Raw genomic sequence first — 24,091 nt, 5'->3', positions numbered from 1 at the left:
ATGGGGTTTCGATGGAGGAACTGTGGAGATACGATGGAGGCAAGCACCTTAAGGCCCCGCCCCTGCATGCATGCCTCCCCTGCCCTCGCCGCCCTCGTCCTGATCGTCGAGGATGAGGCCGAGATCGCCGATATTCTTACCGCCTATCTGGAACGCGAAGGATTGCGCACCCTGCGTGCCGCCGATGGCCACGGCGCGCTCGACCTGCACCGCAGCGCCCGCCCCGACCTGGTCCTGCTGGACGTGCAGCTGCCTCGCCTGGATGGCTGGAGCGTGCTGACCCAGCTGCGCCAGCGCGGCGATACGCCGGTGATCATGCTGACCGCACTGGACCAGGACCTGGACAAGCTGACCGCGCTGCGCATGGGCGCCGACGACTACGTGGTCAAGCCGTTCAATCCGGCCGAGGTGGCCGCGCGCGTGCGTGCCGTGCTGCGGCGTACGCTGCGTGCCTCGCGCGTGGATGCGCCGAGCGCGCTGCGCGTGGGCCCGCTGCTGATCGACTCGGCAACGCATGCGGTGCACGTGGAGGGCGACGGCTACAGCCACGAAGTGCTGCTTACTCTCACCGAGTTCAAGCTGCTGCACTGCATGGCGCTGGCGCCCACGCGCATCTTCAGCCGCAGCGAACTGATGCATGAATGCCTGCCGGAAAGCGAAGCGCTGGAGCGCACCGTCGACAGCCATGTCAGCAAGCTGCGCCGTAAGCTGGACGAAGTGGGCATGCTCAACGTGCCCGCCAGCGTGCGTGGCGTCGGCTACCGGTTGATGGCCGACCGCTGATGCGCCCCCTGCGCCGCTCCGGGCTGAGCCGTCACATCATCGTCTCGATGTCGCTGATGGTGATCGGCGTGATCGTGATGATGATCCTGTCGTCGTGGCTGCTGTACGCGGTGCTGGTCGAGTTCTTCCCCGGCAGTGCCGAGGAACCGGAGAGCTGGCTGCCGACCGGGCCGGAACTGGCATGGATGGTCGGGGTGATCCTGACCGGACTGGCCCTGGCCATCGCGGCCTCGTTCCGCCTCGCACATCGCATCCTGTCGCCGCTGAACTCGCTGGTCGACAGCGTGCGCGCGCTGGCCGGCGGCGATCTCGGTGCACGCGCCAGTGTCGAAGAGAACTCGCCGGGCGAAGTGGCCACCCTGGTCGAAGACTTCAATGCGATGGCGCGGCGCCTGCAGCACATGGAGAGCGAGCGGGCCATGTGGCACGCCGCCATCGCCCACGAGCTGCGCACGCCGGTGACGATCCTGCGTGGCCGCCTGCAGGGGCTGGCCGAGGGCGTGTTCCAGCCTGACGAATCACAGTTCCGCAGCCTGCTTGCCCAGGTCGAGGGCCTGTCGCGCCTGATCGAGGACCTGCGCGTGCTGAGCCTGTCCGACAATGCGCGGCTGGACGTGCGCCGCGCGCGCACCGACGTGGTGGCCGAGGTGCATTCGGTGATGACCCTGGTCGACCCGCAGTTCCGCGCTGCCGGCTTCGTGCTGGAACTGGAAACCAGCCGCGAGGAACACACCGCGCACTGTGATCCGACCCGGCTGCGCCAGGCGCTGCTGGCACTGCTGGAGAACGCGCGGCGCTATGCCAGCCCGGGCAAGGTGCGGATTGCGGTGCATGACACGCCGGGGCATGTACAGGTGGCCATCGAGGACGAGGGACCGGGCATCGATCCCGCCCTGCACGCCGATATCTTCACTCCGTTCATGCGCGCCGACGGTTCGCGTTCGCGCCAGGGCGGCGGCAGCGGGCTCGGCCTGGCGGTGGTCAAAGCCATCGCCGACGCGCACGGTGGCCGCGTCTACTGCGTCCCGGGCAGCGCCGGCGGCAGCCGCTTCGTCATCGAACTGCCGCGCCAGTAGGCGAACTGGCCGCCTGCGTGCGCAGGTGTGCACCCAGTGCGGCCAGATTGGCATCGATCGCATCCATTTCCTCGCGCTGGTTCACCGGCAACTGCTGGCGCAGCTGCAGGCGCAGCGCCTGCCATGCCGGTACCGCCTGCGCGCTGGCAGTGGCCACGGCCTGCATCAGGAGCGCCTGCTCGTCGGCCAATGGCAATCCATAGCCATCGTCCTGCAGCAGCGTACCCGGACGCAGCCATTGCCCGCTCTGCTCCAGCAGCCCGCGCAGGTTGCGGGTCTGGGTACTGTCCGGTGCGCCCAGCAGCTGGCGCTTGAGCACATCGCGCGCGCGCAGTTCGGCACGTCGTTGCGCGGCCTGCTCCAGCAACAGCAGGCCTGCACTGGCGCGCAGGTCACCCTGCAGCAGCCACGGTGTGCGCTGCCGTGCGGGCAGCTTCAGCCAGCCGCGCACATCGCGCGCGGGCAACGCCAGCTGGGCGGCAGCCACATCGAACAACTGCTGGAAGTGGTCACGCGCCGAAGCGAAGTAGTAGCCCTGCGCCTGTGCTGATTCGCGATCGGCCAGCACCTGCTCATCCAGCACCTGCAGGCGCGCCAGCCGGCGCTTCAGCCCGCGCGGGCTCAGCTGCGCCAGGCCGGCGCTTCCGAGCCGCGGCACACCGGCCTGCAGCAGCTTGGCGGTTTCCACCGCACAGTTGTTGCTGACGAAGTAATAGCGCCCGTCATAGCTCCAGTGCACCTGCGCGGTGCGCTCGAGCAGGCTGGCGATCTCGTCGCGTTCCAGCTGCAGGGGCAACGACTGCAGCCCGCGAAGTTCGACCTTGGTGTACTCGTCCACCACCTGCTGCAGCGGCAGCACGAACAGCCGCGAGGGATAGCCCCCGGTCAGGCCGCGCCAGTTTGAAATCTGCACGTCGCCGACAAAGGCACGGAACGACAGCACGCGGTGATACTCCAGGTCCATGCGACAGTCCGGGCCTGGCGCGCGGCCGGGCCGGCAGATCACCAGCCGCAGCATGCTGTGGCCCCAGCGGCTCATCGGCTGCGCGCTGCCTTCGGCGAACAGGTAGTCCACCGCGTACACCCGTGAGGGATCCAACTGCAGCAGTGATGCCGCCCCCTCCTCCGGCTCCGCCTGCAGCAACGGAACACTGCTGTCGCACTGCGGCTGCGGCAGCGACGGTGGTGTGCCGAAGTGTTGCTGGTACCACTGCGCCAGTGCCGGCCGACGGCAGGTGAACTCGGCATCGAGCACGAAATGCTCGGCATTCACCGCGAGGTATTCGGCCGGGTTCTTCAGCTCATAGCCATCCGGGCTGCGATCACGGAAATCGTTGTGGCCGCGACCGAGATGCCACGGCTTGCGTTGCCACCCGGCCAGATCGCGCCAGCGCGCACTGCGCGACCAATCGGCGCCACTGCGGTCGGCGACGTGGGTCAGCTCGTGCACCAGTGCGCTGCGTCGTGCCCGTCGCGCACCGGGCACGCGGTCGTCCAGCAGGTCGCGGCGCAGCGTGATGCGGCCGGCGAAGGCACGGCCATGCACCTCGGCGGGCAGGTCAGCGCCCCAGCGCACCTGCACTTGCATCGGCAAGGCGCGTAGCAGGCCGTCCGGCAGCAGTGACTGCACATCGGCCAGGGTCTGGCGGGCCAGCTGCTGCTGCGCAGGGCCCAGCCCTGCCGGGTCGAGCTGCAGGCGGTCGGCTGCGTGCGCGACGTGGGCGATCAACAGTAGAGCCACGCCAAGCGTGGCTGCGTTCCACCGCCCAATCCACTGTAGAGCCGAGCCATGCTCGGCTGCTGTTGCAATCCACGTGCGCTGGGCGTTCAGCCGAGCATGGCTCGGCTCTACAGAAAGCGATGACGCCGAGGTCATGCAGCCCGGATCAGCGTGCCAGCAGCGCGCGGGCCAGCTGCAGGTCGCTCTGCTGCTGGGCAGCGGCATCCTGTTCGCGCAGGTGGACCAGCGCGGCCTGCAGGCGTGCGCCGCGGATCTGGCCGTCGCTGGCGACGAACGCAGCAGCATCATCGCGTGCGGCCTGCACCACCTTGTCGTCGCCCGAGCTGCTGGCCGAGGAACCGGAGGAAGCGCCGGTGGCCGAGCCGGCCGAGGTGCCTGCGAAGCTGGAAGCGAAGCCGGCCAGCGGCAGGGACAGCAGAGCGAGCAGAACAAGCGGACGGGTCATCGATTCAAAGCCGGTTGTGGGAATGCGTGGAGCGTAACGGGTACGTGAAGGATTTGCCCGGCTCAGACGTCGAACAGCTTGCCGGGATTCAGCCGCGCTTGGGGATCGAACGCGCGTTTGACTGCCTTCATCAGCGCGATCTCGGCCGGGCCGCGGGTGCTGTCCAGGTAGCCCTTCTTGACCAGGCCGATGCCGTGCTCGGCGGAAATGCTGCCATCGAAGCGGGCCAGCACCTGCGCCAACAGCTTGGTGACGTGCTCGCACTGCGACACGAAATCGGCGTCGCGGGTGTCGTCCGGCTTGAGCACGTTGATATGCAGGTTGCCGTCACCGATGTGGCCGAACCAGACCACGTCGAAATGCGGATAGGCCTGCCCGATCAGCGCCTGGGTCTCGGCCAGGAATGCCGGCATCGACGAGATCCGCACCGAAACATCGTTCTTGTACGGCGTGTAGCGGGCAAGCGACTCGGTGATGCCTTCGCGCAGGCGCCACAGCTGGGCAGCCTGGGCGTCACTGGCACTGATCACGCCATCGCTGACCCAGCCGTTGCCCATGCAGTCCTCGAACGCCGCCATCGCCGCCGCTTCCTGCGCCTCATCATTGGCCGCGAACTCGGTGACCACGTAATAAGGGTGCACCTCGTCGAACGGCGCCTGCGCACCATGCGCCAGCACGTGCTCCAGCGCCCGCTCGGTGAAGAACTCGAAGGCCTGCAGCTGCAGGCGCGCGCGGAACGCGGCGAACACCTGCATCAGCACCTCGAAGCTGGGCACCGCCAGCAGCATCACATTGCTGGCCGGCGGCGGATCGGTCAGCTTCACCGTCGCCTCCACAATCACCCCCAGCGTACCTTCCGAGCCGATCAGCAGCTGGCGGAAGTCATAGCCGCTGGAATTCTTGATCAGGCCCTTGTTGAGTTCCAGCAGCTCGCCGCTGGCGGTGACCACTTTCAGCCCGGCGATCCACTCGCGGGTATTGCCGTAACGGATCACGCGGATGCCGCCGGCATTGGTGGCGATGTTGCCGCCGATCGAGCAGGAACCGCGCGCCGCGAAATCGACCGGGTAGATCAGGCCGTGGTCGAGCGCGGCATTGTGCACGGCTTCCAGTGGCATGCCGGCCTGCACCACCAGCGTGCGATCGACCGCGTCGTAGGCCAGCGCCTTGTTCATCCGCTCCAGGCTGAGCACCAGTTCGCCGTTGGCCGCCACCGCGCCACCGGACAGGCCGGTGCGTCCACCCGACGGCACCACCGGCACGCCCTCGGCCGCGCTCCAGCGCATCACCGCCTGCACTTCCTCAACCGTGGCCGGCAATGCAATCGCCAGCGGCGCCGGCGTCCAGCGCCGGGTCCAGTCGCGCCCGTAATGTTCCAGGTCGGCCGGATCGGTCTTCAGTTTCAGGCCGGGACAGGCCTGCTGCAGCGAGGCAATGCGGGAATCGGTCATGACGGTCCAGCGCGGTGCGTGAAGAACGGGCAAGCGTGCCAGTGGCACGCGCCAGCGTCCAGCCCCACACCGGTACAGATAGCTACCGATGCAACCAATTGCGCACTGCACCATGGGCTTCGCGATCTGGCATAGTGATTGGCCCCTGTCCCACTGGCCGTGTTGCCCCATGTCGCCGAAGAAGACCTCGTTCCCGAAGCAGGATATCCGCGTGCTGTTGCTGGAGGGGGTCAGCCAGACCGCCGTGGAGGTATTCAGCGCCGCCGGCTACAGCCAGATCGAAGCGCACACCAAGGCGCTGCCCGAGGACGAACTGAAGGCGCGCATCGCCGAAGCGCACATCGTCGGCATCCGCTCGCGCACCCAGCTCAGCGCCGAGGTGCTGGCCGAGGCCAAGCGGCTGATCGCAGTGGGCTGCTTCTGCATCGGCACCAACCAGGTCGACCTGGACGCGGCCGAACTGGCCGGCATCCCGGTATTCAACGCCCCCTATTCCAACACCCGCAGCGTGGCCGAGCTGGTGATCGCCGAGGCGATCATGCTGACCCGCGGCATCCCGCAGAAGAACGCCGAATGCCATCGCGGCGGCTGGTCGAAGTCGGCCAGCGGCAGCCATGAAGTGCGTGGCAAGACGCTGGGCATCATCGGCTACGGCCACATCGGCACCCAGGTCGGCGTGCTGGCCGAATCGCTGGGCATGCAGGTGATCTTCCACGACGTGGAAACCAAGCTGGCGCTGGGCAATGCCCGGGCCGCGGCCAGCCTGGATGATCTGCTCGCCCGCGCCGACATCGTCACCCTGCACGTGCCGGAAACCCCATCCACGCAGTGGATGATCGGCAGCACCGAGCTGGCCAGGATGCGCAAGGGCGCGCACCTGATCAACGCCGCGCGCGGCACCGTGGTCGACATCGATGCGCTGGACGCGGCGCTGGCCAGCGGCCACGTCGGTGGCGCCGCGCTGGACGTGTTCCCGGTCGAACCGAAGGGTAACGGCGATATCTTCGAATCGCCGCTGACCCGCCACGACAACGTGATCCTGACCCCGCACGTGGGCGGCAGCACGCTGGAAGCGCAGGACAACATCGGTGTGGAAGTGGCGGCCAAGCTGGTGCGCTACAGCGACAACGGCAGCACCCTGTCGGCGGTCAACTTCCCGGAAGTGACCCTGCCCGAGCACGCCGACAGCCTGCGCCTGCTGCACATCCACCAGAACGTGCCGGGCGTGCTGTCCAAGGTCAACGAGATCTTCTCGCGCCACAACGTCAACATCGACGGCCAGTTCCTGCGCACCGACCCGAAGGTGGGTTACGTGGTGATCGACATCACCGCCAGCGAGGAACAGGCCGCCGCCGTGCGCGACGAGCTGGCCGCGATTCCGGGCACGCTGCGCACGCGCATCCTGTATTGAAAAAAGGGGACGGAGGGGATTAAGTCGTTTGTGGCACATGCGCTGTAAACGACTTAATCCCCTCCGTCCCCTTTTTATCTCAACGTGCCAGCCATCTGTGTGCCATGCGCTGCATGGATTCATCGGACTGTGGGTCGGCCGCGACCTCGGTCACCGGTCGCCAGGCCAGCTCCAGCGATTCCTCGCTGAGTACGAAGGCTTCGCCACCCAGCGCACGGATCACGAAACGCACGTCGTAGTGCCAGTGTCCCGGCACGTCCTTGCGCTCCGGAATCCAGTGCTTGTCCAGATCGAAGATGGCCTGGTCTTCCAGTACCAGGCCGCTCAGTCCCGATTCTTCCTCGGCTTCCTTCAGCGCCACCCGTGCCAGGTCACGGTCGCCGTCGGCGTGGCCGCCCAGCTGCAGCCAGCGCTGCAGCTTCCGGTGGTGGGTCAGCAGCAGGCGCTGGCCATCGGCACTGACCAGCCAGCAGCTGGCGGTGAAGTGGCCGGCCAGCCGTTCGCGCCGGAACGGATCTTCCGGATCGTCCAACAATGTGCCGAATTCGGCAGCCAGTGCGTCGTGAGCGGGCTCGATGCGGGCGTAGTCCCGCAGCAGGCCACGCAGGCGATCGTCAAGCACGGCAAGGGTTTCGGCGGTCTGGCTCATGAATGGGCGGCGTCTGGAAAAATACTGCTCATTATCGCCGTTCATTGTTGCGATTGCGCTTGTGCGTTGGCTTCAGCTTTGGCTAAGGTACAGCGGGCCGTTCGCGCGGCCTTCACCATTCCAGGGTTGCCGGCAACGTATCGGCGGCCCACCCAATCCGATCACTAGGAAGTACTGCATGCTGAAAGCTCTGTTGAGGGTCAAGCCGGTCCAGCCGGCCGGGCACGTCGATGCCGGCGAACCCATCGAAGGCAGCCTGGACGGCGAAGCCACGTTGAAACGGACCCTCACGGCTAAACACCTCATCCTGCTTGGCGTGGGTGCGGTGATCGGCGCAGGTATCTTCGTGCTGACCGGCCAGGCCGCGGCCAACCACGCCGGTCCGGCAGTGATGCTGTCGTTCGTCATCGCCGGTTTTGCCTGCGCCCTGGCGGGCCTGTGCTACGCCGAGTTCGCGGCGATGATGCCGGTCTCCGGCAGCGCCTATTCCTACTCCTACGCCACCCTCGGCGAAGGCATGGCCTGGTTCATCGGCTGGTGCCTGGTGCTGGAGTACCTGTTCGCCTCGGCCTCGGTCGCGGTGGGCTGGTCGGCGTACCTGATCAGCTTCATCACCACTACGCTGCACATGCCGTTCCCGGACCTGCTCAGCGCCGCGCCCATCGCCTGGACCGGCAGCGAGTTCGTCTCCTCCGGCAAGCTGTTCAACCTGCCGGCGGTGCTGATCGTGGCAGCGGTGTCCGGCCTGCTGTACGTGGGCGTGACCCAGTCGGCCTTCGTCAACGCGATCATCGTGGCGATCAAGGTCACCGTCATCTGCCTGTTCATCGGCATCGGTGCGGCCCACATCGACCCGGCCAACTGGCAGCCGTTCATCCCGGAAAACACTGGCGTGCCGGGTGAGTTCGGCTGGAGCGGCGTGTTCCGCGCGGCCACCATCGTGTTCTTCGCCTACATCGGCTTCGATGCGGTTTCCACCGCCGCCGGCGAGACCAAGGACCCGCAGCGCAACATGCCGATCGGCCTGCTCGGCTCGCTGGCGGTGTGCACCATCGTCTACATCATCGTCTGCGCGGTGCTGACCGGCATGATGCCGTACCACCTGCTGGGCACCGACAAGCCGGTGGCCACCGCGCTGGAGCCCTACCCGACCCTGTCGTGGCTGAAGACCCTGGTCGAGATCGGCGCCATCGCCGGCCTGTCCTCGGTGGTGCTGGTGATGATGATGGGCCAGACCCGCATCGCCTACACCATATCCCGCGACGGCCTGCTGCCGAAGTTCTTCGGCAAGGTCCACGCCCGCTTCCGCACCCCGTACGTCGCCACCATCGTGGTCGGCGTAATCGCCGCCGCATTGGCCGGCCTGGTGCCGCTGAACGTGCTGGGCGAACTGGTCTCGATGGGCACCCTGCTGGCCTTCGCCACGGTCTGCATCGGCGTGCTGGTGCTGCGCTATACCAAGCCGGAGATCCACCGCCCGTTCCGCGTTCCGATGGTGTGGATCATCTGCCCGCTGGGCGCGGCCACCTGCCTGTTCCTGTTCTGGCAGGCGTTCGTGGTGCACTGGCACCTGTTCGTTGGCTGGACGCTGCTCGGCCTGCTGATCTACCTGGGCTACGGCATCCGCAACAGCAAGCTGGCCAAGTCGCCCTGATCCGCCTACGGGCCGGCCTCGCGCCGGCCCGTCCGTTTTCCCCGCGCGCCCCTGGCGGCGCGCTTCGACAAGACCACCACACATGTTCAAGCAACTGTGGGCCACCAAGCACCCGCATGCCGCCCATGAAGACGCCAACGGCCTCAGCCTGCGCCGCCACCTCGGCCCCTGGGGGTTGACCGCCCTAGGCATCGGCGCGGTGATCGGCGGCGGCATTTTCGTCATCACCGGCCAGGCCGCCGCCAACCACGCCGGCCCGGCGATCATGCTGTCGTTCGTGCTGGCCGCGGTCTGCTGCGCCTTCTGCGCGCTGGCCTACGCAGAGTTCGCCTCGATGGTGCCGGTGTCCGGCAGCGCCTACACCTATACCTATGCCACCTTCGGCGAGCTCTCAGCCTGGTTCATCGGCTGGATGCTGGTGCTGGAATACGGCGTCTCCGCGTCAGCCGTGGCGGTCAGCTGGACCGGTTATTTCCTCAGCCTGCTCAGCCAGTTCGACATCCATCTACCGGCGGCGCTGGTCAGCGCACCACTCGACGCGCAGCTGCGCCCGACCGGCGCGATCGCCAACCTGCCGGCCGCCGCGCTGGTACTGCTGCTGACCTGGCTGTGCTACGTAGGCATCAGCAAGTCCTCAGCGATGAACATGGCGATGGTCGTGCTCAAGACCGGCCTGATCGTGCTGGTCATCGTGGTCGGCTGGAAGTACGTCGACACCAGCAACTGGACGCCGTTCATTCCGGCCAATGAAGGTCCGGGCAAGTACGGCATGGAAGGCGTGCTGCGTGGCGCGGCGATGGTGTTCTTCGCCTACATCGGCTTCGAGGCGGTGTCGGTGGCGGCGCAGGAATCGAAGAACCCGCAGCGCGACATGCCGTTCGGCATGATGCTCTCGTTGGTGATCTGCACCGTGTTGTACATCGCGATGGCGGCGGTGATGACCGGCCTGGTGCCGTACCCGCTGCTGGGCACCGACGAGCCGGTGGTGACCGCGGTCGCCGCGCATCCGCAGCTGGGCTGGCTGCGCTGGGTGGTCGAGGTCGGCGCGCTGGTCGGCCTGTCGTCGGTGGTGCTGGTGATGATCATCGGCCAGCCGCGCATCTTCATGATCATGGGCCGCGACGGCCTGCTGCCGCCGGTGTTCACCAAGATCCATCCGAAATACCGCACCCCGCACATCAACACGGTGATCACCGGCATCGGCATCGCGCTGCTGGCGGCGCTGTTCCCGCTGGACATCCTCGGCGAGCTGACCTCGATGGGCACGCTGATCGCGTTCGCCGCGGTGTGTGCCGGCGTGCTGATCCTGCGCCGCACCCAGCCGGACCTGCCGCGTCCGTTCCGCATGCCGATGGCGTGGCTGATCTGCAGCCTGGGCGTGCTGAGCTGCCTGGCGCTGCTGTCGGCGATGACGATGCACAACTGGATGCTGATGGGCGTGTGGACGTTCGTCGGCTTCGTCATCTACTTCTGCTACGGCTTCAAGCACAGCCGTCTGCGGGTGAAGTAAGGGGTTTTGCATTGCAGGGCCTGCGGCCCTGCACCCGCCTTTGAAGCCGGAGCAACGGCAACGGCAACAGCTGGGTTGAGGGTTTGGCGGGGAGGCATGGGTTCACGGGGGACGCCGTGAATCCGTCCATGGAGGCTTAGCCGCGCCATCCATGGCGCGGATACCCCCGCGAACCCATGCCTCCCCGCCCCTGACACTATCCCGGAACTTCCGGTAGATCCACGCCATGCGTGGATGAATTCTGTCCGGGGAATGAATCTTCTGTAGAGCGGAGCCATGCTCCGCTCCGAGCAAGCGCAGCGAAGCGACCCGCTTTTCGCTTTTCCTTCTTCACCCCGTGGCTGGCGCACGACGGAACGTGTCCGTGGCCGGTTGGGTGGGCTGCGCAGGGGTGTCCGCGGCATGAATGCCGCGGCCAAGCCCCCATGGACGGGTTCACCGCGTCCCCTGCGCAGCCCACCCAACCGGCCAACCCCCGGAATCTGCTTCTGACGCCAGCCACGAGGGGCTCAGCCGTTGGCCGAATCCAGTAAAATCGCCGGCATGAACGCCCCCACCTTCCCGTACGACACCGCGCGTCTGAGCGAACTGGCCCAGCTGCTGATCGACAACGTCCGCGAACTGGCCCACGCCGGCTGGACCCCGGCCACCAGCAGCAACTTCTCCCACCGCCTGGATGACCGCCATGCCGCGATCACCGTGTCGGGCAAGGACAAGGGCCGCCTGATCGAGGACGACATCATGGTGGTGGACTTCGACGGCAAGGCCGTCGGCCGCCCGCTGCGCCCATCCGCCGAAACCCTGCTGCACACCCAGCTGTACCGCCGCTTCCCGGAGATCGGCTGCGTCCTGCACACCCATTCGCCCGTGCAGACCATCGCCTCGCGCCTGTATGCGCCGCAGGGCCATGTGCACCTGGAAGGCTACGAGCTGCTGAAGGCCTTCGCCGGCAACAGCACCCATGAAATGGCCGTGGATGTGCCGGTATTCGCCAACACCCAGGACATGAATGTGCTCTCGAAACAGGTCGACGACCTGTTGGACCGGCAGAACCTGTGGGGTTACCTGATCGACGGCCACGGCCTGTACGCCTGGGGCCGCGACATGGCCGAGGCGCGCCGCCACCTGGAAGCCTTCGAGTTCCTGTTCCACTGCGAGCTGGAACTGCGCAAGCTGCGCGGCTGAACCCGCGCTCAGGTGCAGATGCCGATCCGGAATCTGCACCCTGCCGCCACCCTGCTACCCTGTCTTCCCCCCGAGACGTTCAAGCTGCCGCCATGAGCCGACTGCGCATCTACGACGAAACCCGCCCCGAATCGCCGCTGCTGGACAGCCAGGACGGCGCGATCATCGCTGCCGAACTGCAGAAGATCGGCGTCACCTTCGAGCGCTGGCAGGCCACCGCGCCGGTCGCACCGGGCGCCAGCCAGGATGAAGTGTTCGCTGCCTACCGCGCCGACATCGACCGCCTGGTCGCCGAGCGCGGGTTCAAGAGCGTCGACGTGGCCTCGATCGCCCCGGACAACCCGAACCGGGCGGAACTGCGCAAGAAGTTCCTCGACGAACACTTCCACAAGGAAGACGAAGTGCGCTTCTTCGTGGCCGGCTCGGGCCTGTTCACCCTGCACGTGGGTGACAAGGTCTACGAGATCGAGTGCGTGAAGGACGACCTGATCGCGGTGCCCGATGGCACTACCCACTGGTTCGACATGGGCGATGAGCCGAGCTTCGTGGCCATCCGCTTCTTCACCGAGCCGGACGGCTGGGTCGGTCACTTCACCGGCACCGACATCGCGCAGAAGTTCCCCCGTTACGTACCCACCCAGGCGTCCTGATCCATGCAGCCCCGCGTCATCCTGACCGACATCGAAGGCACCACCAGCAGCATCTCGTTCGTCAAGAACGTGCTGTTCCCTTATGCCCGCAAGGCGTTGCCTGCCTTCGTGGCCGAGCATGGCCAGCAGCCGGAGGTCCGCCGCTGGCTCGATGCGGTGGCCACCGAGATCGGTGGCGCCTGCCAGGACAGCCTGGTGGCCGAGACGCTGCAGGGCTGGATCGACCAGGACCGCAAGCACACCGCGCTGAAGGCGCTGCAGGGCATGATCTGGGACGAAGGCTACCGCCGCGGCGACTACACCGCGCACTTCTACCCGGAAGTGGCGCCGGTGCTGAACGGCTGGCACGCCTCCGGCCTGCCGCTGTACGTGTACTCCTCCGGCTCGGTACCGGCGCAGAAACTGTTCTTCGGCTTCAGCGATGCCGGTGACCTCAGCCCGCTGGTGTCAGGCTGGTTCGACACTGAAGTGGGCGGCAAGCGTGAGGCCGACAGCTATCGCCACATCGTGCAGGCGATCGGCGTGCCGGCGGGTGAGATCCTGTTCCTGTCCGACGTGGTCGAAGAACTCGACGCAGCCCGCGAAGCCGGCCTGCAGACCCGTCTGATCGACCGCCTTGACGACTACCCGCTGCCGCGCACCGGCCAGGCCGCCAACGGCCACGAGCGGGTCGAGAACTTCCAGCAGATCCAGCTGTAATCAAAAAAGGGGACGGAGGGGATTAAGTCGTTTGTGGCACAAACGACTTAATCCCCTCCGTCCCCTTTTTTGTTCAACGATCGTTGAGGGTCTTCAGCTTCAGCGCTTCGCGCAGGGCAGCCAGGTCCACTGGGCCGCGTACGGCGATATCGCGCGTCTCACCCGGTAACAGGTCCAGCAGGTTGTCTTCGACCTGCACATCCAGCGCGCCGAAATCGATCCACGTCGCGCGCACATACGCCGCGCTCTCCAGCCGCAGGCGATAGTGGTCGCCTTCGATGGACAGCGTGGCCTTCAGCGTCTGCCGCGGCAATACCTGGTCCTTGGCCTCGACGAAGCCAATCACCTGGCGCGCACTGACCTGGCCATCCTGCAGCAGCTCGAACACGGCCACGGTGCGCTTCGGGTCGGCACCGGCCAACAATTCGGCATCGCGGAAATCACCGATCGAGGTCACTCCGGCCGGCGCCAGCGTCACCGCTTCCTCGCGACGGCGCAGCACCTTCCCTTCCACGTCCATCACCCGCAGCCGCCAGCGTGCATCCAGTGCGGCACCGTCGTTGATCAGGCGCACCCGCGTGCTGCCCTCGTCGCGCAGCGCGGCCACGGTGACCGGCGCGAAGAAGCGCCGCGCGGCGAAGTGCAATGCCTTCCAGCGGCCGAAGTAGTCCACGCTGGACCACGAAGCCCCCGGCCAGACATCGTTGAGCTGCCAGTACAGCGAACCCATCGTGTACGGCCGCGAGGCGCGATGATGCAGTGCCGCCAGCGCGATGCCATCGGCCTGCATCACCTGGCTCAGGTAGACGAAATCCTCGAAGTCCTTCGGCGTGCCGTAGCCCAGCTCGATGTAGTGCAGGAGCCGGGTGTTGCCCTCACCGGCCATGAACTTCTGGTGCGCTCGGATCACCGGGCTGTCGATGCGCTGCTCGGCGCGGGTGGCGATCTGGTCCACCGTCGCCACCGACGGCCACGCCTGCAACCCGTACTCGGACATGAAGCGTGGGGTCTCGCGCAGATAGGCCTGCACCGGCAGCGCCGGATTGCCCCAGACCTGCCAGTAATGCTTGTCGCCGCGGGTCGAGTCGTTGGCCTTCTCATCCAGGTCATTGCTGGGCGAGCTGGACCAGTACGGTACGCCCAGCCCTTCCTCACCCACGACCTTCCGCAGGTCGTTGCCGAACAGGTCGACATAGCCCTGCCAGACCTTCGCCGCAAATGCCGGGTCGGCCGCCTTCAGATCACGGCCATGGCCCCAGTCCTTCCACGCGGTCTCTTCTTCGTTGTTGCCACACCACAGGACGATGCTGGGGTGATGCCGCAGGCGGCGCACGTTGTCGCGTGCTTCGGCCACCACGCTGGCGCGGAACGCCGGATCGTAGCCCGGCTGCATGCCACCGCCGAACATGAAGTCCTGCCACACCAGCAGGCCGAGCTCATCGGCGATGTCGAAGAACGCATCGTCCTCGTAATAGCCACCGCCCCAGTTGCGCAGCATGTTCATGTTGGCATCGCGGGCCGCCGTCAACACCTGCCGCAGTCGCGCCGCATCGACGCGCGCGGGGAACGCGTCGAACGGGATCACGTTGGCCCCCTTGGCGAAGATCGGCACGCCATTGATGACGAAAGCGAAGCCCTTCCCGTCCTTGCCATCCTCCTCGCGGCGCAGTTCGACCGTGCGCAGACCGATGCGCTGCTCGCGCGCCAGTTCCGCAGTGCTGCCGCCGTCAAGGCGAGCCTGCACGGTATAGCGATCCTGCGCACCATGGCCAACCGGCCACCAGCGCCGCGGCTTGCTCAGCTCAAGCGGCAGCTCAACGGTGTTGTGGCCGGGCTTCAGCAGCACCGTGCGTTGCACCTGGGCCACGCTGCGCCCTTCCGGATCGTGCACATCCACAGTGACCACCCCAGAACCGGCGGTGCCACCCTGCTCCACCTGCAGCAGCACCGCCAGCGTTGCCTGCTGGGCGTCCAGTGCATCGGTTCGCACGGCCAGATCGGTCAGGCGGTGCGCATCCCAGGCCTGCAGGTCGACGCCACGCCAGACCCCGGCGGTGACATAACGCGGGCCCCAGTCCCAGCCGAAGTGGTAGGCCGGCTTGCGCGCGAAGTTGCCGACCATCGCGTCCTTCGGCTCATCACCATAGGGCGACGGATAGTTGCCAGCGATCTTGTGCGGCATGGCCTGTACGCCCGGCAGCAGCGTGCGGATCGGCGAACGGAGCACGATCTGCAGCTCATTGCCCTTGGCCCGCAACCGGCCCTCCACGCGCGCGCGCCAGGTGCGATGTGCATTGTCCGCACGCAGCAGCGGTTTGCCGTTGAGGAGAACCTCCGCATAGGTATCGAGCCCATCGAAGCGCAGCTCGGCATTGGGCTTGGCCAGCGTCGCTGCATCCACGTCGAATCGGGCGCGGTATTCCCAGTCTGCCAGGCCGATCCATTGCAGCTCGGCTTCCGGCGCACCGACATAGGGATCGCGGATCAGCGCATGGGCGAGCAGGTCGGTGTGCACGCTGCCCGGCACCTTCGCCGTGCGCCACTGTTGCAGGCCCGGATGCGCCGCGCCCTGCGCGTCGCCGGGCAGCATGCGGAACTCCCACTGCGCCTGCAGCGGGGCTGCGGTCACCGGAAACACGGATGCTGCGATCAGCAGCAGGAGCAGACGGACAACGAGGGAAAGGCGATGCACGTGATGCTCCTGTTCTTGCGCCGAGCGAGGCCCAGCGCTACCGGTTCCAATACATCGCGCCTCAGCGCACGACGTTCAACACTTCGTAGCAGGCACCCATGGTGTGGTAATCCACCTTGCCGGCCGGGCTCTTCTCGTCGCTGTACTTGCGGTTGTCGGCATCGAGGATGCGGAACCAGGCGCCGTACCGGTGGTCGACGAAGTGCTCCCACGAATATGCCCAGAGGCGCTCGTACCACTGCCAATAGCGGTCATCGCCGGTACGCCTGGCCATCAGCGCGGCGGTCGCCAGGGTCTCGGCCTGCACCCAGAAGTACTTGTCGTCATCGCAGACGAAGCTGTCGCCGCCGATCGGTGCGCCGTCCATGCCCGGCTGCCGGCGCGATTCCGGTGCGAAGCCGTAGTACAGGCCACCCCGCGCGTCGTCCCAGCTGCGCGCCACGGCCACGTCGAACAGGTGCTGCGCGGTCGGCACCAGCCAATCGGCCTGCACGTGGCGATCGAGGATCAGCAGCAGCTTGGCCCACTCGGTCTGGTGGCCCGGCTGGAAGCCCCAGGGGCGGAACAGGTGCTTGGGATCGTCCAGGTTGTAATCCCAGTCGATCTCCCAGTTCACGTCATAGTGCTCCCAGACCAGACCACCGGCCTTGGCGGCCTGGCGGCGGGTCATGTTGTCAGCCAGCTGCAAAGCACGCTCGACGTAGCGCTGCTCGCCACTGGCCTCGAATGCGGCCAGCATCGCCTCGCACATGTGCATGTTGGCGTTCTGGCCGCGGTAGCCGGTGAAGTTCCACTGGCCATCAGCCTCGTCCTTGTACAGGCCGTGCTGCGGCTCCCAGAAGCGCGCTTCCAGCAGCTGCCAGGTCTCGTCCATCCACTCGCGGGCCTGCTCGATGCCGGCCTTCAGCGCACAGCTGTAGGCCAGCAGCACGAACGCCACGCCGTAGCAGTGGTTCATGTCGTCCTCGACCTTGCCGTCGCGCAGGGTCCAGGCGTAGCCACCGGTGGCCGGGTTGCGGTGCACCTCGCGCAGATAGCGCACGCCGTGCTCGACGGCCTCGCGGTACTCGGCGTTGCCGAATTCACGGTAGGCCATCGCATAGTTGAAGACGAAGCGGGTGCTGCTGACCAGGTGGCGATGGCTCGCGTCGTAGATGCTGCCGTCATCACGGAAGTAGTGGAAGAAGCCGCCGTTCGGATCGATGCAGCGCGGGTGATAGAACGCCATCGTGTCGGCGATGTGCGCGCGCAGGAACGCGGGCGAACGGAAATCGGGCGAGGTGCTCATGCGGTAATGTCCTGGGCCTGCAGCAGCTGCTGCACTTCATCGAGCGAGGGCATCGCGGCGAACGCGCCCTTGCGGGTAACAGCCAGCGCACCCACGGCTGCGCCGAAGCGCAGCGTGGCGGCGATCGCCTCCGGGTCGCGGCAGAACGCAGCAAAACCTGCACCCGCCCCGCCGCGCTCGAGCAGGCCGACCAGCACGCCACCGACGAAGGCATCGCCGGCGGCCGTGGTATCGACCGTGGCCACGCGGAAGCTGGTGACCGTGCCGTGGTTGTCGCGGGTATACCAGTGCAGCGTGGCTGCACCATCGGTGACGATCACCCAGCGTGCCTGCGCGGCCAGCAGGCGTTTCAGCACCACCGCCTCGCCGTCGGCACCCAGCGGTGCCGCCAGGTAGTCCAGTTCCTCGCGCGACAGCTTGACCAGGTCGGCGCGCTCCAGCGCCTGCCACAGGCGCGGCGTCGGATCGACGTCGGCAGGCCACAGGGCCGGACGCAGATTCAGATCGAGACTGACCACCGCGCCGGCCTTACGGGCCCGGTCCATGCCGGCGAAGGTCGCCTCGGCGATGGCCGGCTCGGTCAGGCTGTTGGAGCAGACGTGGAAGCACTGCGCGCTGTCGAGGCAGGCGGCCTGGAAATCGCTGTCACGGAACAGCAGGTCGGCTGCCGGCGGGCGGTAGAAACTGAAGCTGCGCTCGCCGCTGGCGTCGAGGGCAACGAAGGCCAGTGCGGTCTTCGCCGCATCGGTACGCACGATGTAATCCGTGCCCACGCCGTGCTCGACCAGGCTGTCAGCCAGGAAGTCGCCGAACATGTCGCGGCCGAGCATGCCGACGAACTGGGTCTTCGCCCCCAGCCGCGCGGCGGCCACGGCAACGTTGGCCGGCGCACCGCCGGCGTACTGCAGGAACGCGCGCGGGGTATCGGCCGAGGCCGGCGGCTGCGCTAGTAGATCGATCAAAATCTCGCCGAAGCAAACGATGGCACCCATTCCGGACTCAGCCTCCCTGCGTTGCGGAGGCCGGCGTACGCGCGCCGACCAGTCCGTAGAAAATGATGTAGCCGTAGCACAGCAGCGGCAGGATGAAGCTGGCCTGCACACCGATGTGGTCGGCCAGCACGCCCTGCAGGTACGGCACCACGGCACCGCCGACGATGGCCATGATCAGCAGGCTGGAGCCCTTGTTGGTCAGCGGGCCGAGGCGCTCGATGCTCAGTGCGAAGATGGTCGGGAACATGATCGAATTGAACAGGCCGATCGCCACCACCGAATACAGCGCGACATTGCCGGAGCTCAGCATGGTCGTGACCAGCAGCCCCACGTTGACCAGCGCGAAGATCGCCAGCAGGCGGCTGGGCGAGAAGCGCGCCAGCAGCGCCGAACCGGCGAAGCGGCCGATCATCGCCATCGTCCAGTAGGCCGACACATAGTGCGTGGCCTGCTGCTCGCTGAAGCCGCCGATGTTCGGCATCGACAGGTAGTTGACCAGGAAGCTGCCGATCGACACTTCGGCACCGACGTAGAAGAAGATGCCCAGCACGCCCAGCAGCAGGTGGCGCTTGCGCAGCGCATCCAGGTAGCTGTGGTGGTGGCCCTGGTCGGCCTGCTCGGTGGCGTCGCTCAACGCCGGCAGTCGGAACAGGAACACGAACAGCGCCAGCAGCACCAGCGCCACCGCCAGGCCCACGTAGGGGCCCTGCACGGCCTGCGCCTCGGCGGCACGGTAGGCCAGCTGCTCGGCAGCCGGCAGTGCCGCGATGTCATCGGCACTCTTCACGGTGTTGGACAGGATCAGCATGCCGCCGAAGATCGGCGCGATCGCCGTGCCCAGCGAGTTCAGCGCCTGCGCCAGGGTCAGGCGGCTGGAGCTGGTCTGTTCCGGACCGAGCAGCGCGACATAGGGGTTGGCGGCGACCTGCAGCACGGTGATGCCGCTGGCCAGCACGAACAACGCGCCGAGGAAGGCGCCATACACGCGCAGCTCGGCCGCCGGCCAGAAGCCCAGCGCGCCGATGCCGGCGATCACCAGGCCGGCCACGATGCCCTTCTTGTACCCCAGCGCGGCGACCAACCGGCCCGCCGGCAGCGACATCAGGAAATAGGTGCCGAAGAAGGTGAACTGCACCAGCATCGCCTTGGCGTAGTTCAGCTCGAACACCGCCTTCAGGTGCGGAATCAGGATGTCATTGAGGCAGGTCAGGAAGCCCCACATGAAGAAGATCGTGGTGACCACGGCCAGCGCCTTGCCGTTGGTGACGGCAGGTGCGTTGCCCGAAGAACCCGAAGGACGGGGCGTTGCGGAGATCGGCATGCGGTACGCGCCTCGATGCGCGGAAGGTCGTTGTTGCGTGGAAGGGGGTAGGAAAGGAATCAGTTCGGTCGTGCGGCGCTGCTTTCACGGATGCGCAGCTGCACCGGCGCGACCGTGCGCCGCGGTGGCGCATCCGGTTCGTCCAGCCGCTGCAGCAGCAGCGCCGCGGCCTGGCGACCGCGCTCGCGCGGGTCGGCCGTCAGTGTGGTCAGCGGCGGCACCGCCACCGACGCCTCGGAAATATCATCGAAACCGGTAACGGCGAAGTCACCGCCCGGACGGATGCCGCGCGAGTTCAGGCCCAGCATCAGGCCCAGCGCCACGGTGTCGTTGTAGCAGACCGCCGCACTGGGGCGATGGCCATCGGCAAACAGTTCATCGGTGCGTGCCGCGGCTTCCAGGCGGTTCGGTGCCGACTCGATCATCCAGCCCGGCGGCAGCGACAGACCGGCCTCGGCCAGCGCCTGCTGGAAACCGGCGCGGCGCTGATGGCATGAACTGGAGGCGGCATGGCCACCAAAGAACGCGATCTGGCGATGTCCGCGCTCGATCAGGTGGCGGGTGGCCAGGTAGGCACCGTGCTGGTTGTCCAGGGTCAGGAAGTCCCAGTCGGCACCTTCCAGTTCGCGGTTGAACAGCAGCACGTTGGCGTTGGCACCCAATGCCTGGCGCAGCTGCGTGGTATCGCTGCCTTCGGCCGGCGACAGGATCAGGCCGGCCGGAGTGTGCTCCATCAGCGTGGACAGCACCGCCTGCTGGCGCTCGGGCGATTCACCGGTACTGCCCAGCAGGGTCACGTAACCGCGTCCACCCAGCGCCTCGTCCACGCCGGACGCGAATTCGGCGAAGAACGGGTTGGACAGATCGTTGATCACCAGCGCGATGCTCGACGAGGTGCGACGGCGCAGGTTGGCCGCGGCGCGGTTGTAGACATAGCGCTGGCGACGCAGTTCGGCCTCGACCTTGGCCCGGGTATCGACGTTGACCAGAGGGCTTCCGCGCAGCACCAGCGACACGGTGGCCCGCGACACGCCGATGGCACGCGCGATGTCGGTCACCGTCACCGCCTTGCCGGCGCGCTTGCTCGAACTGCTGCCGTTGTCGTTCATCGTCTTCCCGGACTCCGCTGGAGGCTCAAGCCTAATGGATCAGGGCCGTGTCGTGCCGTGCCGTTCGCTGGGTCACCGCGAACGGCACAGTCCGGCTCAGCGCAGCTGGCTGCCCGGTGCCGCGCACCAGGACACCGGCAGGTCCTTCACCGCCGTGCCCCAGCCCTGCTCAGGCGCCTTCGCGTCCAGCGCGAACTGCAGGCGCGGGCCCTGCTGCAGGCGGGTCCAGTCCAGCCAGACCGGCGCATGCGCCTGGCCATCGACCTTCACGCCCTGCACGTACTGCAGGCGCCGGCCATCCGCACCCGGAGCGTCGATGCGCAGCGTGCGGCCATTGCCCATGTCCACTTCCACCTTGCTGAAGCGCGGGGTGTGCAGCAGGAACTGGCCGCTGCCCGGCACCGCCGGGTACACGCCGATGGCACTGAACAGATACCAGGCCGACATCGTGCCCAGGTCATCGTTGCCGGTCACGCCGTTCGGCGCATTGGTGAACAACTGCTGCGCGGCGCGCACCACCGCCGCGGTCTTCCACGGCTGGCCGATCAGCGTGTACAGCCACGGCGAATGCAGGTCCGGCTCGTTGTTCGGGTTGTAGCGGAACTGGTTGTAGTAGCTGTACGGCCCGACCACCCATTCCTTGCGGGCGGCATTCAGCGGGTCGGCCTGCAGCGCATCCATCGCGAAGAACGCGTCGAGGCGGCGGCCGGCCTGTTCGCGGCCGTCCATCGCTTCGACCAGGCCCGGCACGTCCTGCTGCGCCAGCCACTGGTACTGCCACGCCGTACCTTCATGGAAGCCGTGGTGCGAGCGCGGGCTGTAATGGCCATCGGCCGGCGTGTACCACTGGCCATCCTCGGTGCGCGGGCGCGGGAAGCCGGTGAAACCGGTCTCGGCATCACGCACCTGCGGGTCCCACACCTTGCGCCAGTTGCGGCCGCGCTCACGCAGCGTCGCTGCGTCCTGCGCATGGCCGAGGCCATCGGCCATCTGCGAGAGCGCGCAGTCGGCCAGCGCATACTCCAGCGTGGCCGAACCGCCGTGGTGCGGATCGACGTCCATGCCCTTGGACGGGAACGCGCGGTCGTAGACCACGTAGCCCTTGTCCAGGTAGGTCGGGTTGCCGGAGCGGCCGGCCATGCGCGAGTTCAGCGGCGGCGTACCGAAGGCGTTGCGGCGCAGCGCATCCCACGCCTGCGATTCACGGCCCTTGAGCGCACCGAAGCGCCACAGGTCGACCATGAACGGCGTGACCGGATCGCCGGTCATGATGTTGGTCTCGAAGTTGGCATAGCCCCAGCGCGGCAGCCAACCACCCTGCTCGTCGATCGCCAGCAGCGTGCGGCCGATATCGCGTGCCACGTCCGGGCGGGTCAGTGCCAGCCACTGGTTCTGCGCACGGTAGGTATCCCACAGCGAGAAGTACTCGTAGTAGGTCCAGCCATCGGCGCGATGGATGCCATCGTCATAGCCACGGTAGCGGCCGTCGGCATCGTTGCCGGTCATCGGCTGCAGCAGCGCGTGGTAGACCGCGCTGTAGAACACCGCGCGGTCGTCGGCGTTGCCGCCCTGCACGCGCACCCGGCCCAGCTGCTCGCGCCACGACTGCTGCGACAGCGCGCGCATGCGGTCGAAGCCGAGCAGCGCCCCACCCTGCATGCCGTCGGCGCGCAGGTTGATGCGCGCGCCCTCGGCGTCCACGTGCGAGATCGCACTGACTGCGGTCACCGACTGGCCCTTGGCGAGGTCGAAGCTGAGCCAGGCGCCATTCGGTTTCTGCTCGCCTTCCATGCTGTGGCGCGCACCCGGCAGGCCACCGCCCTCGCCCCAGGTGCCATGCGCCTTGAACGGGCGATCGAACTCGATGCGGAACCAGGTGGTGTACTGATGGCCACCACAGAAGCTCTTGGTCACCAGCTTGCCTTCGACCACGCGGTCGCCCACCACATCAACCACGCTGCCGATCACCGAATGGCGTTCGTTGGCCTGGCCGACATTGACCAGCACGTGACCGTCGCCCTGGCGCTGGCTGAAGGTATAGCGTTCGGCGGCGGCGCGGGTGCGCGCGGTGGTCTCGGCATCGATGCCGCCGTAGCTGGTCAGGCGCACCTTGTAGTAGCCGGCCTGGCCGATCTCGCCGTCGTGGCTATAGGACGCGGCGTAGGCCTTGTGGTCGAACTGCTTGGGGTTGGCGGTATCGAAATCGCCGCCGGGGCCGATCGAGCCGGTCACCGGCAGCACCGACACCTGGCCGCCCTGCTCCCAGCAACCGGCGCCGGAGATGAACGAATGGCCGAAGCCGCGGATCTTGTCATCGTCATAGCGCCAGCCGGAATAGTGGCTGCCGATCGGGCTGACCTGGATCAGGCCGAACGGTGCCGACGCGCCCGGGAAGGTGTTGCCGTCGTCCTTGCTGCCGATGAAGGTATTGACCTCGCGTTCCAGCGCCGCCGGCGCCGCCTGCAACAGCATCGGCGTGGCCGACAGGGCGAGCAGGCAGGCCAGGCGCACCAGCGGGCGCGAAGACGATGGGACGGCGGGAGCGGACGGCACTGGACGCATGTCGGGTTCCTGTAGTCGATGACGCGGTGGCAGACGGTGCGGGCCGTCCGGCACCGTTCCACCGAGCCCCGCCTTTGATCGGCAGACAGCTTCCCCTGGAATGACGCGCGACCCGTTGAACCGTGAATTTAGATCGATTCAAGTAGAGCATGGCGATTCCGCCGAATGCATTCTGCGCCGCAGCATGAGGGGGTGTGTTCGGCAGGGCTGCCGCCCTGCACCTGCTACGAGCCGAGGCAACAGCCGAAGCAACAGCAGGCTGTCCGTGGGTAGGCGGGGTGGGTCCGGTTGCGGGGGACGCCGTAAATACGTCCATGTAGGCTCGGTCGCCGCATCCATGCGGCTCACGCCCCCGCAACCGGACCCACCCCGCCTTCGACAGATTTCCGCGAGCTGGAGATCCACGCCATGCGTGGATGAATCTCTGTCAGATAACGAAATCAATCGGGGTCAGATCCGCTTTCCAACGGAAAACGGATCTGACCCCATGACCCCGTGCCGCTCCAAGATCAATCCAACCGTCACCGGGAAACTGTCAAAGGTGGGGCGGTGTGGGCTGGCAGGACCGTTGGCGCCATGGATGGCGCCATCGAGCCCCCAGGGACGGGTTTACGGCGTGTCCTGCCAGCCCACACCGCCCCGCCAAACCAGCAGAAAGCCAGAGCCGCTTTGGCTTTGGCTTTGGCTTTGGCTTTGGCTTTGGCTCCGGCTTTGGCCGTTGCCCTGGCTTCAAGCAGGTGCAGGGCGCAGCCCTGCCGACCCGCCCTGCCCTGCGCACGAAAACGTTTTCACTGATTTCAGAAAACCGTCATCCCTTCGCCACGCCAGTACCATATTGCGCAGCAGCATGCGCCCGCGGGCGACCCATGCTAA

General features: G+C 67.0%; 18 protein-coding genes. 8 read left to right on the top strand and 10 right to left on the bottom strand.

What is annotated here, in order from left to right:
* Positions 1-66: 66 nt before the first annotated feature.
* Both N440_RS07050 and N440_RS07045 read left to right on the top strand, forming a co-directional pair.
* On the top strand, positions 67-783 hold the full coding sequence (locus N440_RS07050) for a response regulator (RefSeq protein ID WP_008267289.1): 717 nt from the start codon (positions 67-69) through the stop codon (positions 781-783).
* Complete coding sequence (locus tag N440_RS07045; RefSeq protein ID WP_133934546.1) at positions 783-1,859, top strand: ATP-binding protein; 1,077 nt, start codon at positions 783-785, stop codon at positions 1,857-1,859. The genes N440_RS07050 and N440_RS07045 overlap by 1 nt, the downstream gene beginning before the upstream one ends.
* Here the strand turns inward: N440_RS07045 and N440_RS07040 are convergent.
* The 3 genes from N440_RS07040 to N440_RS07030 all read right to left on the bottom strand — a co-directional run bounded on the left by N440_RS07040 (position 1,837) and on the right by N440_RS07030 (position 5,496).
* Positions 1,837-3,600, bottom strand: a complete 1,764-nt coding sequence (locus tag N440_RS07040; protein WP_243831296.1) for a DUF4105 domain-containing protein — start codon at positions 3,598-3,600, stop codon at positions 1,837-1,839. The genes N440_RS07045 and N440_RS07040 overlap by 23 nt on opposite strands.
* A gap of 145 nt (positions 3,601-3,745) precedes the next feature.
* Positions 3,746-4,045, bottom strand: a complete 300-nt coding sequence (locus N440_RS07035) for a DUF2388 domain-containing protein (RefSeq protein ID WP_006439835.1) — start codon at positions 4,043-4,045, stop codon at positions 3,746-3,748.
* Positions 4,046-4,107: 62 nt separating this feature from the next.
* A complete protein-coding gene (locus N440_RS07030) occupies positions 4,108-5,496 on the bottom strand; it encodes an FAD-binding oxidoreductase (protein ID WP_133934544.1) in 1,389 nt (462 codons plus the stop codon).
* Between the two features lie 169 nt (positions 5,497-5,665).
* On the opposite strand from N440_RS07030, the gene serA reads away from it, so the two are divergent.
* On the top strand, positions 5,666-6,907 hold the full coding sequence (gene serA / locus N440_RS07025; protein WP_133934543.1) for a phosphoglycerate dehydrogenase: 1,242 nt from the start codon (positions 5,666-5,668) through the stop codon (positions 6,905-6,907).
* 79 nt (positions 6,908-6,986) lie between these two features.
* Here the strand turns inward: serA and N440_RS07020 are convergent, their stop codons facing one another.
* Entirely contained in the window at positions 6,987-7,601 is a 615-nt protein-coding gene (locus N440_RS07020) for an NUDIX hydrolase (protein ID WP_133934542.1), read from the bottom strand.
* Between the two features lie 133 nt (positions 7,602-7,734).
* On the opposite strand from N440_RS07020, the gene N440_RS07015 reads away from it, so the two are divergent.
* The 5 genes from N440_RS07015 (at position 7,735) to mtnC (ending at position 13,254) form a co-directional block, all read left to right on the top strand.
* Positions 7,735-9,210: an amino acid permease gene (locus tag N440_RS07015; RefSeq protein ID WP_006439800.1), complete on the top strand. Its 1,476-nt coding sequence runs from the start codon at positions 7,735-7,737 to the stop codon at positions 9,208-9,210.
* An 82-nt stretch (positions 9,211-9,292) separates the two neighbouring features.
* Positions 9,293-10,720, top strand: a complete 1,428-nt coding sequence (locus tag N440_RS07010) for an amino acid permease (RefSeq protein ID WP_133934541.1) — start codon at positions 9,293-9,295, stop codon at positions 10,718-10,720.
* 543 nt (positions 10,721-11,263) lie between these two features.
* Positions 11,264-11,905 (top strand): methylthioribulose 1-phosphate dehydratase, encoded by a 642-nt coding sequence (locus tag N440_RS07005; protein WP_008267983.1) that lies wholly within the window; start codon positions 11,264-11,266, stop codon positions 11,903-11,905.
* 92 nt (positions 11,906-11,997) lie between these two features.
* Positions 11,998-12,555 (top strand): acireductone dioxygenase, encoded by a 558-nt coding sequence (locus tag N440_RS07000; protein ID WP_133934540.1) that lies wholly within the window; start codon positions 11,998-12,000, stop codon positions 12,553-12,555.
* A gap of 3 nt (positions 12,556-12,558) precedes the next feature.
* A complete protein-coding gene (gene mtnC / locus N440_RS06995; RefSeq protein WP_133934539.1) occupies positions 12,559-13,254 on the top strand; it encodes an acireductone synthase in 696 nt (231 codons plus the stop codon).
* Positions 13,255-13,327: 73 nt separating this feature from the next.
* On the opposite strand, the gene N440_RS06990 is transcribed toward mtnC, so the two are convergent.
* The 6 genes from N440_RS06990 to N440_RS06965 form a co-directional block, all read right to left on the bottom strand.
* Positions 13,328-15,946 (bottom strand): glycoside hydrolase family 2 protein, encoded by a 2,619-nt coding sequence (locus N440_RS06990; RefSeq protein WP_133934538.1) that lies wholly within the window; start codon positions 15,944-15,946, stop codon positions 13,328-13,330.
* 61 nt (positions 15,947-16,007) lie between these two features.
* Positions 16,008-17,234 carry an AGE family epimerase/isomerase gene (locus N440_RS06985; RefSeq protein WP_133934537.1) on the bottom strand — a complete coding sequence of 409 codons (1,227 nt, stop codon included), beginning with the start codon at positions 17,232-17,234 and terminating at the stop codon, positions 16,008-16,010.
* Positions 17,231-18,226, bottom strand: a complete 996-nt coding sequence (locus N440_RS06980; protein ID WP_133934536.1) for a carbohydrate kinase — start codon at positions 18,224-18,226, stop codon at positions 17,231-17,233. The genes N440_RS06985 and N440_RS06980 overlap by 4 nt, the downstream gene beginning before the upstream one ends.
* A 7-nt stretch (positions 18,227-18,233) precedes the next feature.
* Entirely contained in the window at positions 18,234-19,547 is a 1,314-nt protein-coding gene (gene fucP, locus N440_RS06975) for an L-fucose:H+ symporter permease (RefSeq protein ID WP_008265126.1), read from the bottom strand.
* 59 nt (positions 19,548-19,606) lie between these two features.
* On the bottom strand, positions 19,607-20,656 hold the full coding sequence (locus tag N440_RS06970) for a LacI family DNA-binding transcriptional regulator (RefSeq protein WP_008265359.1): 1,050 nt from the start codon (positions 20,654-20,656) through the stop codon (positions 19,607-19,609).
* Positions 20,657-20,752: 96 nt separating this feature from the next.
* Positions 20,753-23,218 (bottom strand): GH92 family glycosyl hydrolase, encoded by a 2,466-nt coding sequence (locus N440_RS06965; protein WP_133934535.1) that lies wholly within the window; start codon positions 23,216-23,218, stop codon positions 20,753-20,755.
* Positions 23,219-24,091: the final 873 nt, after the last annotated feature.

It is taken from the genome of Stenotrophomonas sp. CC22-02 (assembly GCF_004365115.1).
In the GTDB taxonomy this organism is placed as follows: Bacteria; Pseudomonadota; Gammaproteobacteria; order Xanthomonadales; family Xanthomonadaceae; genus Stenotrophomonas; species Stenotrophomonas forensis.
Note: the sequence above shows the minus strand (reverse complement) of the source record. Positions and strands in the feature narration are given on the sequence as shown.

Coding starts and splice junctions, on each gene's coding strand:
- N440_RS07050 (WP_008267289.1), top strand. CDS start 67: ATGCATGCCTCCCCTGCCCTCGCCGCCCTCGTCCTGATCGTCGAGGAT.
- mtnC (WP_133934539.1), top strand. CDS start 12,559: ATGCAGCCCCGCGTCATCCTGACCGACATCGAAGGCACCACCAGCAGC.
- N440_RS07015 (WP_006439800.1), top strand. CDS start 7,735: ATGCTGAAAGCTCTGTTGAGGGTCAAGCCGGTCCAGCCGGCCGGGCAC.
- N440_RS07010 (WP_133934541.1), top strand. CDS start 9,293: ATGTTCAAGCAACTGTGGGCCACCAAGCACCCGCATGCCGCCCATGAA.
- N440_RS06970 (WP_008265359.1), bottom strand. CDS start 20,656: ATGAACGACAACGGCAGCAGTTCGAGCAAGCGCGCCGGCAAGGCGGTG.
- N440_RS07020 (WP_133934542.1), bottom strand. CDS start 7,601: ATGAACGGCGATAATGAGCAGTATTTTTCCAGACGCCGCCCATTCATG.
- N440_RS06980 (WP_133934536.1), bottom strand. CDS start 18,226: ATGGGTGCCATCGTTTGCTTCGGCGAGATTTTGATCGATCTACTAGCG.
- N440_RS07005 (WP_008267983.1), top strand. CDS start 11,264: ATGAACGCCCCCACCTTCCCGTACGACACCGCGCGTCTGAGCGAACTG.
- serA (WP_133934543.1), top strand. CDS start 5,666: ATGTCGCCGAAGAAGACCTCGTTCCCGAAGCAGGATATCCGCGTGCTG.
- N440_RS07030 (WP_133934544.1), bottom strand. CDS start 5,496: ATGACCGATTCCCGCATTGCCTCGCTGCAGCAGGCCTGTCCCGGCCTG.
- fucP (WP_008265126.1), bottom strand. CDS start 19,547: ATGCCGATCTCCGCAACGCCCCGTCCTTCGGGTTCTTCGGGCAACGCA.
- N440_RS07045 (WP_133934546.1), top strand. CDS start 783: ATGCGCCCCCTGCGCCGCTCCGGGCTGAGCCGTCACATCATCGTCTCG.
- N440_RS07035 (WP_006439835.1), bottom strand. CDS start 4,045: ATGACCCGTCCGCTTGTTCTGCTCGCTCTGCTGTCCCTGCCGCTGGCC.
- N440_RS06985 (WP_133934537.1), bottom strand. CDS start 17,234: ATGAGCACCTCGCCCGATTTCCGTTCGCCCGCGTTCCTGCGCGCGCAC.
- N440_RS07000 (WP_133934540.1), top strand. CDS start 11,998: ATGAGCCGACTGCGCATCTACGACGAAACCCGCCCCGAATCGCCGCTG.
- N440_RS06965 (WP_133934535.1), bottom strand. CDS start 23,218: ATGCGTCCAGTGCCGTCCGCTCCCGCCGTCCCATCGTCTTCGCGCCCG.